Source organism: Achromobacter sp. GbtcB20 (assembly GCF_019091095.1).
GTDB classification, from domain to species: domain Bacteria; phylum Pseudomonadota; class Gammaproteobacteria; order Burkholderiales; family Burkholderiaceae_B; genus Achromobacter; species Achromobacter mucicolens.
In genome coordinates, this window is sequence record NZ_JAGXJZ010000008.1 from 164,302 (window position 1) to 180,621 (window position 16,320).

At 67.7% G+C, this 16,320-nt stretch carries 15 protein-coding genes; 9 read left to right on the forward strand and 6 right to left on the reverse strand.

Features of this window, described 5'->3' with window-relative positions; translation table 11 throughout:
- The first annotated feature begins 6 nt into the window (after positions 1 to 6).
- The 7 genes from fdhD (at position 7) to KVT32_RS13270 (ending at position 8,468) form a co-directional block, all read left to right on the forward strand.
- Complete coding sequence (fdhD, locus tag KVT32_RS13240) at positions 7 to 828, forward strand: formate dehydrogenase accessory sulfurtransferase FdhD (protein WP_152382324.1); 822 nt, start codon at positions 7 to 9, stop codon at positions 826 to 828.
- Positions 829 to 846: 18 nt separating this feature from the next.
- Positions 847 to 1,104, forward strand: a complete 258-nt coding sequence (locus tag KVT32_RS13245) for a formate dehydrogenase subunit delta (protein ID WP_056326544.1) — start codon at positions 847 to 849, stop codon at positions 1,102 to 1,104.
- A gap of 128 nt (positions 1,105 to 1,232) precedes the next feature.
- Positions 1,233 to 2,900: an OFA family MFS transporter gene (locus KVT32_RS13250; RefSeq protein WP_056326541.1), complete on the forward strand. Its 1,668-nt coding sequence runs from the start codon at positions 1,233 to 1,235 to the stop codon at positions 2,898 to 2,900.
- Between the two features lie 141 nt (positions 2,901 to 3,041).
- Positions 3,042 to 4,160: a class I SAM-dependent methyltransferase gene (locus tag KVT32_RS13255; protein ID WP_217618345.1), complete on the forward strand. Its 1,119-nt coding sequence runs from the start codon at positions 3,042 to 3,044 to the stop codon at positions 4,158 to 4,160.
- Positions 4,161 to 4,349: 189 nt separating this feature from the next.
- On the forward strand, positions 4,350 to 4,862 hold the full coding sequence (locus tag KVT32_RS13260; RefSeq protein WP_217618346.1) for a sigma-70 family RNA polymerase sigma factor: 513 nt from the start codon (positions 4,350 to 4,352) through the stop codon (positions 4,860 to 4,862).
- Positions 4,859 to 5,842, forward strand: a complete 984-nt coding sequence (locus tag KVT32_RS13265) for a FecR domain-containing protein (RefSeq protein ID WP_217618347.1) — start codon at positions 4,859 to 4,861, stop codon at positions 5,840 to 5,842. Before KVT32_RS13260 ends, KVT32_RS13265 begins: the two co-directional genes overlap by 4 nt.
- 151 nt (positions 5,843 to 5,993) lie before the next feature.
- Positions 5,994 to 8,468, forward strand: coding sequence for a TonB-dependent siderophore receptor (locus KVT32_RS13270; protein WP_217618348.1), 2,475 nt, complete (start codon positions 5,994 to 5,996; stop codon positions 8,466 to 8,468).
- A 23-nt stretch (positions 8,469 to 8,491) separates the two neighbouring features.
- Here KVT32_RS13270 and KVT32_RS13275 read toward each other — a convergent pair whose 3' ends face one another.
- The 3 genes from KVT32_RS13275 to KVT32_RS13285 form a co-directional block, all read right to left on the reverse strand.
- Complete coding sequence (locus KVT32_RS13275; RefSeq protein ID WP_217618349.1) at positions 8,492 to 9,736, reverse strand: arsenic transporter; 1,245 nt, start codon at positions 9,734 to 9,736, stop codon at positions 8,492 to 8,494.
- 15 nt (positions 9,737 to 9,751) lie between these two features.
- On the reverse strand, positions 9,752 to 10,939 hold the full coding sequence (locus KVT32_RS13280) for an MFS transporter (RefSeq protein WP_254607086.1): 1,188 nt from the start codon (positions 10,937 to 10,939) through the stop codon (positions 9,752 to 9,754).
- A 174-nt stretch (positions 10,940 to 11,113) separates the two neighbouring features.
- Positions 11,114 to 12,070 (reverse strand): GlxA family transcriptional regulator, encoded by a 957-nt coding sequence (locus tag KVT32_RS13285; RefSeq protein WP_217618350.1) that lies wholly within the window; start codon positions 12,068 to 12,070, stop codon positions 11,114 to 11,116.
- A 265-nt stretch (positions 12,071 to 12,335) separates the two neighbouring features.
- On the opposite strand from KVT32_RS13285, the gene KVT32_RS13290 reads away from it, so the two are divergent.
- Complete coding sequence (locus tag KVT32_RS13290) at positions 12,336 to 13,094, forward strand: SDR family oxidoreductase (protein WP_175155141.1); 759 nt, start codon at positions 12,336 to 12,338, stop codon at positions 13,092 to 13,094.
- Positions 13,095 to 13,146: 52 nt separating this feature from the next.
- Positions 13,147 to 14,427 carry an MFS transporter gene (locus tag KVT32_RS13295; RefSeq protein ID WP_217618351.1) on the forward strand — a complete coding sequence of 427 codons (1,281 nt, stop codon included), beginning with the start codon at positions 13,147 to 13,149 and terminating at the stop codon, positions 14,425 to 14,427.
- Here the strand turns inward: KVT32_RS13295 and KVT32_RS13300 are convergent.
- From KVT32_RS13300 to KVT32_RS13310, 3 genes are all read right to left on the reverse strand, one after another.
- Positions 14,396 to 15,079 (reverse strand): DUF1345 domain-containing protein, encoded by a 684-nt coding sequence (locus tag KVT32_RS13300; RefSeq protein ID WP_152382334.1) that lies wholly within the window; start codon positions 15,077 to 15,079, stop codon positions 14,396 to 14,398. The genes KVT32_RS13295 and KVT32_RS13300 overlap by 32 nt on opposite strands.
- A gap of 69 nt (positions 15,080 to 15,148) precedes the next feature.
- The gene (locus KVT32_RS13305) at positions 15,149 to 15,673 is read right to left on the reverse strand and encodes a chromate transporter (protein WP_056326514.1); all 525 of its coding nucleotides are present in this window, start codon (positions 15,671 to 15,673) and stop codon (positions 15,149 to 15,151) included.
- Positions 15,670 to 16,248: a chromate transporter gene (locus KVT32_RS13310; protein WP_217618352.1), complete on the reverse strand. Its 579-nt coding sequence runs from the start codon at positions 16,246 to 16,248 to the stop codon at positions 15,670 to 15,672. Before KVT32_RS13310 ends, KVT32_RS13305 begins: the two co-directional genes overlap by 4 nt.
- Between the last annotated feature and the right edge of the window lie 72 nt (positions 16,249 to 16,320).

The window sequence follows — 16,320 nt, forward strand, 5'->3', positions numbered from 1 at the left end:
GATCCCATGCCTACGCCGACCACCGCCCGCCCCGACTGCACGCCGACCCAGGTCATCCGCGTGCGCTCGGGGGTCATCGCCACCGACGCCGAGACCGATTACGTGGCCGAGGAAACGCCGGTGGCGCTGGAATTCAACGGCATCAGTCACGCCACCATGCTGGCCACGCCCGCAGACCTGGAGGACTTTGCCGTCGGGTTCTCGCTGTCCGAAGGCATCATCGGCAGCGTGAGCGACGTGCGCGGCATCGATCTGCTGCCGCAATGCGGCGGCATCGTCGTGCAGCTGGAGATCTCGTCCGCCTGTGAAATGCGCCTGAAGACGCGGCGCCGCGCCATGGCTGGTCGCACCGGCTGCGGCCTGTGCGGCGTGGAAACCCTGCCCGAGGTGCTGCGGCCCGTGGCGCCGGTCGCCAATGGGGCGCCGGTGCGCATCAAGTCGGTGCTGGCCGCCATGCGCGACATGCGCGCCCGCCAGACGCTGCACGACATCACGGGCGCCACGCACGCCGCGGGCTGGTCGGGCGCCGACGGCGCCGTGGCGCTGGTCCGCGAAGACGTGGGCCGCCACAACGCGCTGGACAAGCTGGCCGGCGCGCTGGCGCGCCAGGCGGTCAACGGCGCCGACGGCATCGTCGTGGTGTCCAGCCGCGCCAGCTTCGAGATGGTGCAGAAGACGGCCGCGGCCGGCGTCGCGGTGCTGGCTTCGGTATCCGCGCCCACCGCGCTGGCCATCCGTCTGGCCACCGACGCCAACGTCACCCTGCTGGGCTTCACGCGCGATGGCGACGCCGCCATCTACACCCACCCCGAACGCATCCTTACCTGAACCGGACGCAAGACAGCAATGGAAATCGTCAACCTGATCCGCATGGCCAACCGCATCGGCCAGTTCTTCGACGCCATGCCGGACCGGCCCGAGGCGCTGGAAGGCGTCACCAACCACATCCAGAAGTTCTGGGAACCGCGCATGCGCACCGAGCTGCTGGATTTCCTGGCGCGCAGCCCGGACGGCGACGCCGGCGAGGAACAGCTGCACCCGCTGGTGCTGCAGGCGGTCACCCAGCATCGCGAGCGGCTGACGCCGCGCGCGCGCGTCGCATAGCGCACCCGGACCGCCCGCGCGGCGGTCCCCCCGCAGTGGCAGGACAGCAACAGATCCATAAAAGAGGCGGCGGGACCGGGCACTTCCGGCCCACGCACGCTATAAAGCCGCACCCCTGAGGAGACATCATGGAAAGTAGCGCCACCCTGGACCTGCCGGGCTCCCGGCCGGGATTTTTCGACAAAGAACGCACCATCGCGGGACCGGGCTTCTCGCGCTGGCTGGTGCCCCCCGCCGCGCTGGCCATCCACCTTTGCATCGGCATGGCCTACGGCTTTTCGGTGTTCTGGCTGCCCCTGTCCAAGGTGGTGGGCGGGGCCAAGCCGCTGGCCTGCCCGCCCGACATGAGCCTCGTGGCCGAACTGTTCACCACGAGCTGCGACTGGAAGATCTCGACCATGGGGTGGATGTACACCCTGTTCTTCGTGCTGCTGGGGTGTTCGGCCGCCTTGTGGGGCGGCTGGCTGGAACGGGCCGGCCCGCGCAAGGCCGGCGTCGTGTCGGCGCTGTGCTGGTGCGGCGGCCTGGTCATCTCGGCCATCGGCATCTACCTGCACCAGATGTGGATGCTGTGGCTGGGCTCTGGCGTCATCGGCGGGATCGGGCTGGGCCTGGGGTATATCTCGCCGGTGAGCACGCTGATCAAGTGGTTCCCGGACCGCCGCGGCATGGCGACGGGCATGGCCATCATGGGCTTTGGCGGCGGCGCCATGATCGGCGCGCCGCTGGCCGACATGCTGATGCGCCACTTTGCCACCCCGACCTCGCCGGGCGTCTGGCAGACCTTCCTGACCATGGCGCTGGTGTACTTCATCTTCATGATGTCCGGCGCGCTGGGCTACCGCGTGCCGCCCACCGGCTGGAAGCCCGCCGGCTGGACGCCGCCCGCCAAGCAGGTCAACAACGTCATGATCACCCAGCGACACGTGCACGTGAAGCGCGTCTGGGGCGTGCCGCAGTTCTGGCTGGTGTGGTGGGCGCTGTGCCTGAACGTCACGGCGGGCATCGGCATCCTGGGGATGGCTTCGCCGCTGCTGCAGGAAGTGTTCGGCGGCGGCCTGATCGACAAACCCGAACTGGGCTTTGGCCAGCTCGACAAGGACCAGCTCGCGGCCATCGCCGCGATTGCCGCCGGCTTTACCGGCCTGCTCAGCCTGTTCAACATCGGCGGCCGCTTCTTCTGGGCCAGCCTGTCCGACAAGCTGGGCCGCAAGATGACGTACTTCGTCTTCTTCGTCCTGGGCTTCGTGCTGTACGCCGCCATTCCGTGGACCGCGCACATGGGCGCCCTGGCGCTTTTTGTGGCCGCGTTCTGCGTGATCCTGTCAATGTACGGCGGCGGCTTTGCCACGGTACCCGCCTACCTGGCCGACCTGTTTGGCACCCAGATGGTCGGCGCCATTCACGGCCGGTTGCTGACCGCGTGGTCCGCGGCGGGCATCTTCGGGCCGGTTCTCGTCAACTACATCCGCGAATACCAGCTGTCCATCGGCGTGCCGCGCGCCCAGGTGTATGACATCACCATGTACATCCTGGCCGGCATGTTGGTCGTGGGCTTCCTGTGCAACCTTGCCATCCGCCCGGTCAACGCCAAGTACTTCATGACCGACGAGGAACTGGCCAAGGAAAAGGCGTTGGCGCACGAGCGCGCCGTGGCCGCCGAAACCCACGGCGTGGGCAGGTCGAACTTCCGCACGCCGCCCGCGCTGATCGCCTTTGCGTGGGCCTGCGTCGGCATTCCGCTGGCCTGGGGCATCTGGATCACGCTGCAAAAGGCCGTCGTGCTGTTCCACTGACCCCGCCATGCCGCGGCGCCCGGTGCGCCGCGCGACGGCCCCAGGGCGCGAAGCTGCTACATTGGCAGCCCGCGCCCTTCTCTTTTATGTGCCTTTCCCCATGATCCTGCCCTTCCCCCCATTCCCCGCCGGAGCGACCTCTTGAACGCGCCCGAACTGCACTGGGAAGAAAACGGCGTCGCCCGCTCGGCGCGCTGGCACTCGGAAACCGGCGCCACGCCGCCCAAGCGTGTCATCGTCGCCGACGACACCCTGACCGCGGACATGGCTTACCGCCACGCGTGCGAAGGCGTGGGCCTGCTGTGGCGCGGCGACTTCCAGAACGCGCGCCAGCTGTTGCAGGCCATCACCCGCCGCGTCGACAAGCGTCCGCGCAAACCGGTGGAAACCCAACTTGAGGCCTTCAACCAGCATCGTCAGGTCCAATCGCAGCGTGCCCGCATCCTGGGCATGCTGCTGATTCCCTTCGACGCCGGTCATACCATCCCCCTGCGCCGCGCGCCCGACGCGCATCTGGCCTGCGAAGCCGCGAACGTGCCGGGCGATACGCCCTACGTCGCGTCGCTGCGCGAACTGCTGGGCCTGATCGGCGCCTACGAGTGGCGCAGGAAGGGCGTGGAGATTCCCGCCCTGAACAACCGCATCCACCCGCACTACGGCGTGTTCTCGCCGGTGCGCGGCGAATACGTGGACCTGGTCGCCAACACGCCGATGCCGCGCGGCAGCGTGGCCTTCGATATCGGCACGGGCACGGGCGTGCTCGCCGCCGTCATCGCCCGCCGCGGTGGCAAACGCGTCATCGCCACCGACATGGATCCCCGCGCGATTGCCTGCGCGCGCGAGAACCTGGAACGCCTGGGATTGTCCGGGCAGGTCGAGGTCGAACAGACCGACCTCTTCCCCGAAGGCCGCGTGTCGCTCATCGTCTGCAACCCGCCCTGGCTGCCCGCGCGGCCCAGCTCGCCGCTGGAACATGCCGTGTACGACCCGGACAGCCGCATGCTGCGTGGCTTCCTGAATGGATTGAAGGACCATCTGACGCCGAACGGCGAAGGATGGCTGATCCTGTCGGATCTGGCCGAACATCTGGGGCTCCGCACACGCGAGCAACTGCTCGCGATGATCGAGGCCGCCGGCCTGCGCGTGATCGAAAAACTGGACACGCGGCCGATCCACGGCAAGGCGCGGGACGCGAACGATCCGCTGCATGCGGCGCGGTCCCGGGAGACGACGTCGCTGTGGCGATTGGGCGCGATTTGAAGGCATACGGACAACGATGAAAGGTCTGCGGCCCCCGGAGCGGGCGCCGCATGAACCTGGCGGCTGCATGGGCCCGCAATCGCGGACCACGGCGGGCGGGACCGCAACGGCGCGTGAAAAGTATTCGCCGCGCGCCGCTGATTGGCTACAATTAGCAATCATTCCCATTAGCATCTGCCAAGCCGACCCGTGCCGCCCGCCCACTTTGCGTCCTCCGCCGAATTCGTCAGCCTGTACCGCGAGCACCACGGCTGGCTCGTGCAGATGCTGCGCCGACGGCTTGCCGGCAATGCCGACAACGCCGCCGATCTGGCCCACGACACGTTCGAACGCGTCATGCGCAGCGAATCGCGCGCCGCGTTTGCCGAGCCGCGCGGTTTTTTGACCACGGTGGCCAAGCGCCTGTTGATCGACCAGTCGCGGCGGCGGGCGATCGAGCAGGCTTATCTTGAGACGCTTGCCGCGCGCAGCGAAGCGGTCGAGCCCAGCCCCGAGACGCATGCGCTAGTGGTCGAGGCGCTGGACGCCGTCTGCCGCATGATGGAGCAGTTGCCAGCGCGCGTGCGCCGGGTTTTCGTGCTGGCGCAGGTGGAAGGCCTGCCCTATCTGGACGTCGCCCGCGAGCTGGGCATTTCGGTGGCGGCCGTGCAGCGCGACATGATCAAGGCGTGGGAACACTGCTACGCGGCGCTGTACGCATGAGCGCTGCCCCCGCCGAACGGGTGCACCCGGACATCATCCGGCAGGCGGCGCAGTGGATGATGCGCACCGGGGATGCGCCCGACGCCGCCACGCAAGCCGCCTGTACGCAATGGCGCGAGGCCGACGCGCGCCACGAACTCGCCTGGCAGCGCCTGCAGGGCATCAGCCAGGACCTGAAATCCGCCACCTCCGCCAACCTGGCCGGCGCCGCCGCGGGCCAGACGATCTTGCGCTATTGCGACCAGCGTTCGCGCCGCGGCGCGCTGAAGTGGATGGCGGCCGGCGTCGGTCTGGGCGCCATGGGCTGGTTGGGCGCGCGCGAAGGCGTGTGGGACGGCAGCACCGTGTACCGGACCGCTACGGGCGAGCAGCGCGTCGTGCGCTTGCCCGACGGCACCGTGCTGACGCTGAACACCGATTCCGCCGTGGCGATGCGCTACGACGCGCGGCAACGCCGGATCACACTGCGCAGCGGCGAAATTCTGATCGCCACGGGCCACGACGACGCGGGCCGGCCGTTTGCCGTCAGCACACCCAATGGCCTGCTGACGCCGCTGGGCACCCGCTTTTCGGTGCGGCAACAGGACGATGGCCAAGGGGCCACGCACGTCGCGGTCTTTGAAGGCGCGGTGCGCGTGGAGCCGGACTCGCGCGTGCAGCCGCCCCGGGTGGTGCATGCGGGCGAGCAAGCCGAATTCGACCGCAACGCCCTGTCGCCAGTGACCGCGGTGGACGGCGCGGCGCCGGCCTGGACCGAAGGCATGCTGGTGGCGAACCGCATGCGGCTGGACCGGTTCGTGCAAGAGCTGGGCCGCTACCGCGCGGGCATCGTGCGCTGCGACGCCGACGTGGCACACCGGGAGGTCACGGGCGCATTCCGTATCGACGACACGGACAAGGCGCTGGAGGTGCTGGCCAGCGTGCTGGACCTGAGGCTGCGCTATCGCACGCGCTACTGGGTCACCGTGGGCCGGGCGTGAGCCAGCCGGTCACCGCAGGCCCCCACCCCGCCCATTCCGACTATTTTGTAACCGCGCCGCAGATTTTCATTTCTGGTTCGTTAGACGAAGAGAAGGCCCCGAGGCGCCCGAGGGCCGCGCTTTTCAATCGACGAATCAGGAAACTCCAGTCATGGCACGACGCCAGTCCCGCTCTCCCCTTGCCTTGTCATCGTCACCGCGCATGCGTTTGCGCCTTGCCGTCCACCTTGCCCTGACGGCAGCCGCCTCGCTGGCCGCCCCGGCCGCGTCGTGGGCGCAGGCCGCGCCCGCCGGCGAGATTGCCTTCGCCATCGCACCCGCCACGCTGGACGTGGCGCTGGGTCAGTTTGGCGTTGCTGCCAAGGTCACGGTGGCGGCCTCGCCAGCGCTGACGCGCGGCGTGCGGACGCAGGGATTGACGGGCCGGTACACGCCCGAGCAGGGACTCGCCCGGCTGCTTGCGGGCACGGGCCTGCAGGCAGTGGCCAACGCCAACGGCGAAGGCTATCAATTGCGGCGCGTGCCGCAGGACGCGCCGGGGGTGTCCACGCTGGCGCCGGTGACCGTGACCGGCATGACCGACGATCCGGTCACCGAGGGCACGGGCAGCTACACGAGCCGCGTGGTGACCATCGGCAAGGGCCGCCAGACGCTCAAGGAAATTCCGCAGTCGGTCAGCGTGGTCACGCGCCAGCGCATGGACGACCAGAACGCCAACACGCTGGACGACGTGCTGGCCAACAACACCGGTATGACGCTCTACAAGAGCCCAATGGGCGGCAGCTACGTGTATTCGCGCGGTTTTCGCGTGGACAGCTATCAGTTCGACGGCGTGAACCGCGCGTTCTACTACCCCCAGGCCAACAGCTTCACCACCGAGACCGTGACGCTGGACCGCGTGGAAATCATCCGCGGCGCCACGGGCCTGTTGCAAGGCGCCGGCTCGCCCAGCGCGGCCGTCAACCTGGTGCGCAAGCGCCCGCTCGCCGAGCCCCAGGTGCAGATGCTGGCCAGCGGCGGCTCGTGGAACAACTACCGCGCCGACATCGACGCCAGCGCGCCGCTGAACGAGGCCGGCACCCTGCGCGCCCGCGGCGTGGCCAGCTACAACGACCGTGACTACTTCTACGACGAAGCGCAAAGCCGCACCGGCGTGCTGTACGGCGTGCTCAACTATGACTTCAGCCCGGACACCACGCTGACCGGCGGCGTCAGCTACGAGGAACTGCGTTCCACCCCCTTCTTCCACGGCCTGCCCCACTACAGCAATGGCGACGACATCGGCCTGAAGCGGTCGACCTCGCTGGGCCAGGACTGGAACCGCTGGAATGGCAAGCAGACCACCGTCTTTGCCGAACTGGCGCACCGCTTCAACAAGGACTGGTCGTTCAAGCTGACGGGCACGTCCTCGCAGGAATCCAACGACTCGAAGTACGCGTTCACGGAAGGCGCCGTGAACCCGGAGACGGGCCTGGGTCCCATGCTGTACGCGGGCCTGTTCGACATGTCCACGCGCAACAAGGCGTTGAATCTGGACGTGGACGGCGCCTTCGACGCGCTGGGCCGCAAGCATTCGGTGAGCGTCGGCGCCAGCATCAACGAGCTCACCAGCAAGAACGATTTTGCGTTGAATCGCCTGAATCGCGCCGTGAACGTGTGGAACCCGGATCATCATGTGCCGGAGCCCACCGATGACTGGATGCGCGATAACGCCTACCGCAGCGCGGCCACGATCGTGAAGATGAAGCAGACGGGCGTCTACGGCGTCGGCCGCTTCAGCCTGGCCGACCCGCTGACGCTGGTGGCGGGCGCGCGGGTGAGCTGGTACGAAAACACCAGCCGCTATCGCGACAGCGGCGAGCAATACGTCGATCCGTACAAGGACAACGGCGTCGTCACCCCCTACGGCGGCCTGATCTACGCGTTCAATCCCCAATGGTCCGGCTACGTCAGCTACGCGCAGATCTTCGAGCCTCAGAATGCGGTGGACGCATCCGGCAAGGTGCTAGATCCCATTGTGGGCAAGAACTACGAGATCGGCCTTAAGGGCGAGCTGATGGACGGCCGCGTAAACACGTCCATCGCGCTCTTTCGCGTCGATCAGAAGAACCGCGCGCAAGAGGATCTGACCAGCGTGTGCGCGACGGGCGACATCTGCTACCTGTCGAGCGGCAAGGTGCGCAGCCAGGGCCTGGACGCCGAGATCAGCGGCGAAGTGGCGCCGGGCTGGCAGCTGTTCGCGGGCTACACCTTCAATACGCTGAAGTTCCTGGACGACACGCAGGTCACCAACACCAACTTCGCCCGCACGGTCACGCCCAAGCACATCCTGCGCCTGTGGTCCGACTACCGGCTGCCGGGCGAACTGTCGGCGTGGTCGCTGGGCGCGGGCGTGAACTACCAGACGGGCAGCTACACGGAAACGCGCTCGGTGCGCGTCTCGCAAGGGGCTTACGCGGTGTGGAATGCGCGCGTGGGGTATCAGATCAACAAGAACTGGTCGGCCGCGTTGAACGTGAACAACATCTTCGACAAGACCTACTACCAGACCATCGGCGCGCCGGGCTGGGGCAGCTTCTACGGCGATCCGCGCAACGCCACCCTGACGGTGCGCGGGACATTCTGAAATGGGCGCGCGCCTGCGCGGTGTCAGCTGAACACGTGCAGCGCGCCCAGCGCCAGGATCAGCGCCGGCGGCATGACCACGATGCCCAGCCGCAGGAAACTGAGCGCGCTGATGTGCATGCCCTCGCGGCGCACGGCCAGCAGCCACAGCAGGGTCGCAAGCGATCCGCTGACGGACAGGTTGGGGCCCAGGTCGATCCCGATCAGCAGCGCCGCGGTGGCGGTGCTGGGCAGGTCGGCCATGCGCGCCAGCGTGCCCGCCATCAGCCCGGCCGGCAGATTGTTGATGACGTTGCCCGACAGCGCGGCGCCCACGCCGCCCGCCCATAGCGCCGCGTCCGCGGACAGGCTGCGCATCAGGTTCGCCAGGTCTTGCAGCACGCCGCTCGCGGCCATGCCCTCGACCAGCACGAAAAGCCCCGCCACCAACGGCAGCACGCCCCACGCCACCCCTTTGATGAGGCGAATCGGGCTGGATCGCGTGACCGCCAGCACCAGCGCCGCCGACACGCAGCCGGCGATCAGCGTGGGCAGGCCCAGACGCTGGCCAAGCGCCGAGGTGATGAGCAGCGTGCCCGCGGTGATGGCCACGCCCAGCGCGGCCATGCGCAGCGGCAAGGTCATGGGCGGCAGCGGCGGCGACGGCTTCAAGGGCTGGCGCAGGTCGTGGCGAAACACCAGCCGCAACGTCACGTAGGTGGCGCCGATGGCCAGGGCGGACGGCAGGGCAAAGTGCGCCAGCCACGGCCCCAACGCAGGCATGCGGTCGCCGAAAACGACCAGGTTGGCCGGATTCGAGATCGGCAGCACGAAGCTGGCCGCGTTGGCGATGAAGGCGCAGACGTACAGATACGGCAACGGCGGCGCGCCGACGACACGCGTCACCGCGTAGACGGCAGGCGTCAGCACGACGGCCGTGGCGTCGTTGGACAGCAGCACGGTGACCCCGGTGCCCACCAGGAACACCAGGTCGAACAGCCGCCGCGCCGACCCGGCGGCGTGGTCGGCCGCCAGCACAGCCACCCAGTCGAACAGGCCTGCCTGCCGGGCGACCTCCGCCACCAGCATCATGCCGATCAGGAACAGATAGACGTCGGTGCCTTCCAGAATGGCGCCGCCGGCCTGCCGCGCGGGCAGCAAGCCTAGCACCACCAAGGCGACCGCGCCGGCCGTTGCCCACACGTACTCGGGCAGCCGCCAGGGACGAAAGAGAATGGCCATGGTGGTCGCGGCGGCAATCAACCAGATCACGGCATTGGATAGCGACATGCGTTCAGGAATGCATCAAGGAAGGGAAGAGGAAGCCGGCGCGGGGGCCGATGCGGCGGACGCGCGCGTCTCCGGCAAGACCAGCAGGGTCACGCAGGCCAGCGCGGCAATGCCGGCCAGCGCAAGAAACGCTGCACTGTAACCCGCGTGCTGCACGATCACGCCAGCCAGCCCGTTGCTCAGCGCGGCCCCGATGCCGAACACTGTGGTGACGGCGCCCAGGCTGGCGTTGAAGCGGCCCGTGCCCTGCGTCAGGTCCAGCACCATCAAGGGCAGGACGGCGCCGAAGATGCCCGCGCCAATGCCGTCGAGCAACTGCACGCCCACCAGCCACGCGGTGTCGTCGGAAAACGTGTACAGCACGCCACGCAGCGGCAGGATGAGAAACCCGATCAGCAGCAGCGGCTTGCGTCCCCATTGGTCTGCGTACCGCCCGACGGCCATCGCGGCGGGAATCATCACGAACTGCGCCGCGACGATGCAGACGGCGGTCAGCGGCGTGGCGAGCGCCGGGTTTGCCAGGGCGAGCTTTTGCCCGACCAGCGGCAGCATGGCCGCATTGGCCAGGTGAAACAGCGCGCAGCTCAAGGCCAGCAGCAGGAGCGGCCGGTTCGACAGCAACTGGCGCAGCGGCACGGGCTGCGCATGCGCCCCCGCATTGGCGCGCTCGGCCAGCCCGCGCGCCTTGTCCGGGTCGATATGCGCGGGGATGCGCAGGGTGGCCGCCAGGCTGGCCAGCGCCATCGCTGCCATCAGGTAGAACACCGCGACCGGCCCCCAGACGTACGCCAGTCCGCCCGCCAGCAGCGCCGCGAATCCGTTGCCGGCGTGATTGAACGATTCGTTGCGCGCGATGCGCGCCGTGAAGGCGTGGGCCGTGGTCAGGCCGAGCGTGATGCCCGCGATGGCGGGTGCGAAGACCGACGACGCAACGCCCGCGACCGCCTGCGTCAGCGTGACCCAGGCGAAGTTCGGGCTGGCCAGGACGGCCATGCACGCCACCGTCACCAGCACGGCGGCGGCGATCAGCAGCGCACGCTTGTTCGACGCACGATCCACCAGCGCGCCCGCCGGCGTCTGCGCCGCCAGCGCGGCCAGCCCGGAGATCGTCATGACAAGCCCGATGCTGTCAGGCCGCCAATGGTGGACGGCGAGCAGGTAGATTGCCAGGTAAGGCCCAAGTCCATCCCGCACATCGGCCACGAAAAAATTCAGCCAATCGAGAGGACGCGTCGTGGGTGATGGTGAGTGCAAGGCAACCGGGTGAACGTGAATACCGCATGCGCGGCTTGCGGGAATGGCGCATGTTAGATCACAACGATCCGGGAGTCAGCGACATTGCGCTACGGCGCTCGCGCATTCAACGCAATGACAGTTTCACAGTGCCGGCGCGGCTTCAGGCGCGGTGATGCGTCCGGCGCGCCGCACCCCGCTGGGCGGCTGGCCATAGGCTCGCAGGAACGCCCGCCGCATGCGGTTGCGGTCGGCAAAGCCGGTGTCCCGCGCCACGATGTCCAGCGAATGCCGCCCGGCTTCGAGCATGGCGCGGGCCGCTTCCAGCCGCAGCAGCTCCACCACCTTGGCCGGGGAATGCCCGGTCTCCTCGCGGAACACGCGGCTGAACTGCCGCGGCGACAGGCGTGCCGCCTCGGCCAGTTCGTCCACCGTCAAGGGATTTCGCAGGTGTTCCTTGGCATAGACCAGCGCCCGTTGGATCCGGTCGGAACGCGGTTCCAGTTCCAGCAAGGCGGAAAACTGGGATTGGCCGCCCGGGCGCCGGTGATAGACGACCAGCCGCCGTGCCACATCGCGGGCTAGCGCCGCGCCGTGGTCGTCTTCGATCAGCGCCAGGGCGAGATCGATGGCGGCCGACATGCCGGCGGACGTCCAGATGTTGCCGTCACGCACGAAAATGCGGTCGGGGTCGACGCGCACCTCGGGAAAACGGTCCTGAAGAGTGCGCGCATGCGCCCAATGGGTGGTGGCCGCGCGGCCGTTCAAGAGACCGGCCTCGGCCAGAACAAAGGCGCCCGTGCACACGCCCGCGACACGCCGCGCTTCGGTGGCGGCGCGCGCCACATAGCGCGCCAGGCCCGGCGTGACAGGCCGGGGCATCAGTTCGCCCGCCACGATCAGGGTGTCGGGCATGACACCCAGGGCAACTGTCTCGATGCCCGCGTTCATGGTCGAGCGGATGATGCCGCCGCCTTCCGACAGGATGGTCACGCGGTACCCGTCGCGCTCCAGCGCGATGTTGGCGAACTCGAAGGCCGCCAGCGCGGCCAGGCCCATCACCTGGAAACCGTCTTCGAGAATGAGGCCGATCTGGCGCATGAGCGTATCCGTGACAGGAAATGACGGATATAGGCTATTAAAGCCATCGGCAGACGTCAATGAGCGAATCGTTTCTAAGGCGACAACCGCCCCATTCCACGGGAAGCTTTTCAGTCCGGCCGCCAGGCTGGACCAAGCCTCGCAGAACCTTATGTCTTAAATCGACGCTTTATTGACATTTGAGACATTCACGATCTGCCGCATAGTGCCTGAACCGCGATCTGCACTGATTGCAGACGCTCATCCACTCCACCGAGGCACGCACATGCAACTGACCCAAAACACCATCTTCATCACCGGCGGCACCTCCGGCATCGGCCGCGCACTGGCCGTCGCCCTTCACGACCTGGGCAACAAGGTCATCGTCGCCGGCCGCCGGCAGGCGCTGCTGGACGACATCGCCGCAGCGCATCCGGGCATCGAAGGCATCGCCCTGGATATCTCCAACGCCCAGGACATCGAACGCGTCGCCAAGACGCTGATCGCAAAATACCCGACGCTCAACGTACTGATCAACAACGCCGGCATCATGCCGTTCGACGACCCCTCGTCCACGATCGACGACGCCGTGTCGCAACGGATCCTGGACACAAACCTGCTGGGGCCGATCCGCCTCACGTCCGCCCTCATCGAGCATCTGAAGGCCCAGCCGCGCGCGACGATCATCCACAACACGTCGATCCTCGCGTACGTGCCGATCGCCTCGAACGCGGTGTATTCCGCCTCCAAGGCTGCGCTGCATTCCTACGCGCTGTCGCAACGGTTCATGCTGCGCGACACCCGCGTGACGGTGCAGGAAATTGCGCCGCCGTGGGTCGATACGGACCTCATCAAGAAAAGCGGCGATCCGCGCGCCATGCCGCTGGATGCGTTCATCGCCGAGACGATGCAAGGGCTGGGGTCCGACGCGCCGGAGGTGCTGGTCCAGGCCATTCGCCCGCTGCGCGACAACCCTGGGTCGAATGAGCACGCCTTCGTGCATGCGTTCAACCAAAGCCTGGTGGACGAACCGATTCCGGTCTGACGCGGCCGGCACGCGGCGCCCCCGTGGGCGCCGCCCCCTCTGGAAAGATCCCATGACAACAAAATTGGATATCGCAAGCTCCGGGCCGGCGGGCACAGCCGCGGCAGCGAGCCGCAGCGCAGAACTGCTGCCGGCCGGCTTTCTGGCGCTCGGCACCTTCGCCATCGGCACGGAAGGTTTCATGATTGCACCGCTTTTGCCGACGATGGCGGCGGATTTCCGTATGACGGTCCCGCAGATGGCGTCGCTCATCGTGGTGTTCACGCTGACGCTGGCGGTCAGCTCGCCCATCATGACCGTCCTGACCGCACGTTGGAATCGCCGCGCGGCCCTGCAGCTCGCCATGGGATTGTTCGCTCTGGGCAACGTGCTTGCTGCCTGGTCGCCCACCTTCTGGACGCTGATGACGGCGCGGATCGTCATGGCGGTGGCAGCTGGCTTGTACGTGCCCGGCGCAAATGCGCTGGCCGGCGTAATCGTAGCGCCTGAAAGGCGGGGCAAGGCGCTGGCCATCGTCAGCGCCGGCATGACGTTGGCCATTGCGCTAGGCCTGCCGCTGGGCGCGGTGGCCGGTCACTTTCTGGGCTGGCGCGCCACATTCTCCATCGTCGCGGTGATGAGCCTGGTGGCCATCGCCGGCATCGGGGTGGGCATCGCCGCCGATGCAGGAACAGGTATTGCGGTCGCAACGTTTCGGCAGCGTCTTGCAGTCGTGCGCCAACCGTCGATACTGCGATTGCTGTCGGTCAGCCTTTTCTGGGCGATTGGCGCGTTCACGGCATACCCGTTCCTCGCACCGTACTTGGCAAGCGTGCTGGGATTTCGAGACGCCGCCATCAGCGCGACGATATCGCTCTGGGGCGTGGCGGCCGCGCTCGGCGTGACAACGGGCGGTGCGCTGACCGACAGGCTGGGCGCAAATCGCGTGGTACAGGTGTCGCTGACCATGCTGGGACTGGCGTTCCTGGGATTGTCGCTGGCAACGGCGCTGCCTGCGTCCGCCGCGCGAGCCCCCGTGTTGATCGCCGTGTTCCTGTGGGGCTTCACAGTCTGGTCATTCTTTCCCGCGCAGATGGCACGCCTTATCGGCGCGGGGGCCCCGGGACAGGCGCCGGTTGCACTGGCGTTGAATACGTCGACGATGTATTTCGGCTTTTCGGTGGGCAGCGGGCTGGGCGCCGCCATCCTTGGCGCCGGTGCAATTTGGGCAATTGGACTGGTGGCCGCGATGGCGCAGGCCGCGGCGTTTGTGTGGGATAAGCGCCGCCAGATTCCGGGGCAGGACGCAGCACCCCTCGATCCTACGCCCGCCCCGCCGCCACGTTCACGCTGATCGCGATGATGAACACGTTGAAGAAGAACGCGATGACGCCGTGCGTCATCGCCATGCGGCGAAGCCGGCGGTTGACGATCTGCACGTCCGACACCTGGAAGGTCATGCCCAGCACCAGCGAGAAATACGCGAAGTCCCAGTAGTCGGGCTCGTCCGTGCCCGGAAAATCCAGGCCCTTGTGCATGGCGTTCTCATGGCCGTAGTACCCGTGGGCATAGTGCAGCGCGAAGATCATGTTCATGTAGAGCCACGACAGCACGATGGTCACCGCCGCGGCCAGCATGTCGAGCACCGCGCCCACATTGTTTTGCGCGCGCATTTCCACCCACAACGCGACCAGCACCATGCAGGACAGCGCGACGCTGCTCCAGAGGACGCCGCCGCGCCCGACGTCGTGCTGGCGGGCGTGCCGGCGCATGGCGGCGGCGCTGGTGCGTCCGAACACACGGGCGGTCAGGATCAGGAAGATCAGCGCCCCGGCGTCAAAGCCCAGCAGGATGGCTAGACTGGGCGGCAGGCCGGCTGCGTACAGCCCGCCCGCGACCGCGAGCAGCAGGCCGGCGCACAGCATCAGCCGGCGATGGGCATGGAAGAACGGCAGCCGGTCGGCATTCGAGGCGTTTCCGGCGCTGTCATCTTTGAGCGGCTGCATGGCGGGCTCCTGTCTGCGCCGCGGGGCCGGGGCGTGTTGCCCGTGGCAGTCCCGCGATAGGTCCCTACGCTAACCGATACCCAGCAAACCGGCCAGCGCGCCGCCGAACAGCAGCCACAGCGGATGTATGCGCGTGCCGCTACCCAGGATGGCGACGACGGCGGTGATCGCGCCCAGCAGCCAGGTGTGCACGGACGCCTCGGTGATGAGCGAGGCGCTGGCGGCGACCAGCCCCACGGTCATGGGGAAGATGCCCGCCTGGATGACGCCGCGCCACGGGCGGTCCTTGAATTTTTCCCAGAGGCCCAGCGCGAAGACGGTGATGAGCGACGACGGGCCGAACTTGGCGATGGTCGTGGCCAGCAGGCCCGGCAGGCCGGCGACGTGCCAGCCGACCAGCGTGACGACCATCAGGTTGGGCCCCGGCGCAGCCTGGCCCAGCGCAAAGAGCGCGGAGAAGTCGGCGGCCGTCATCCAGCCGTGGACCTCGACGACCTGGCGCTGCATCTCGGGCAGGATGGTGTTGCCTCCGCCGAAGGCCAGCACGGACAGTTCGGAAAAAATGAGGACAAGGGCGACAAGGGTATGGATCATCGGCGTTGCCTCCAGACCATCAGGATGCTGAGCGGCGTCAGCACCAGCATCATGGGCAGAAGCGGGATGCGCAGGACGGCGATGGCGATGAAACAGGCGGTGGCGACCACACCCGCAAGCCAGTCGCGGCGCTTGACGACCGGCATGCCGATCTTGACCGCCATGGAGATCAGCAGCCCGGCGGCGGCCGCCGCCAGGCCGGCGAACAGATGCTGGATGTCGGGATCGTTCTGGAAACGGTCATAGACCATGCCTAGCATGACGACGATGATGGACGGCGCGAGGATCAGGCCCATCAGCGCGGCGAACGCGCCGCGCGGGCCGCGGAATTTCATGCCCAGGGCGACGGACAGGTTGATGATGTTGCCGCCCGGCAAGAATTGGCACAGGCCCAGCAGTTCGGTGAACTCGGCGCCGGTCAGCCAGCGGTGCTTTTCGACGACCATGCGCCGCGCCAGGGGCAAGGCGCCGCCGAAGGCGGTCAGGCCGAGCATCAGAAAACCGTGGAACAGCTGGCCGCAAGTGGGGGGAGGCCGTAAATCGGCCTCGTCGGTGGAGAGTGCTGCGTTCGTCATTGTTGTGGCCGGCGCGGAACCGGCTAAGGGAGCTGGCGCGGGGAACGCGCCAGGGGTGGATCACGAGATTGC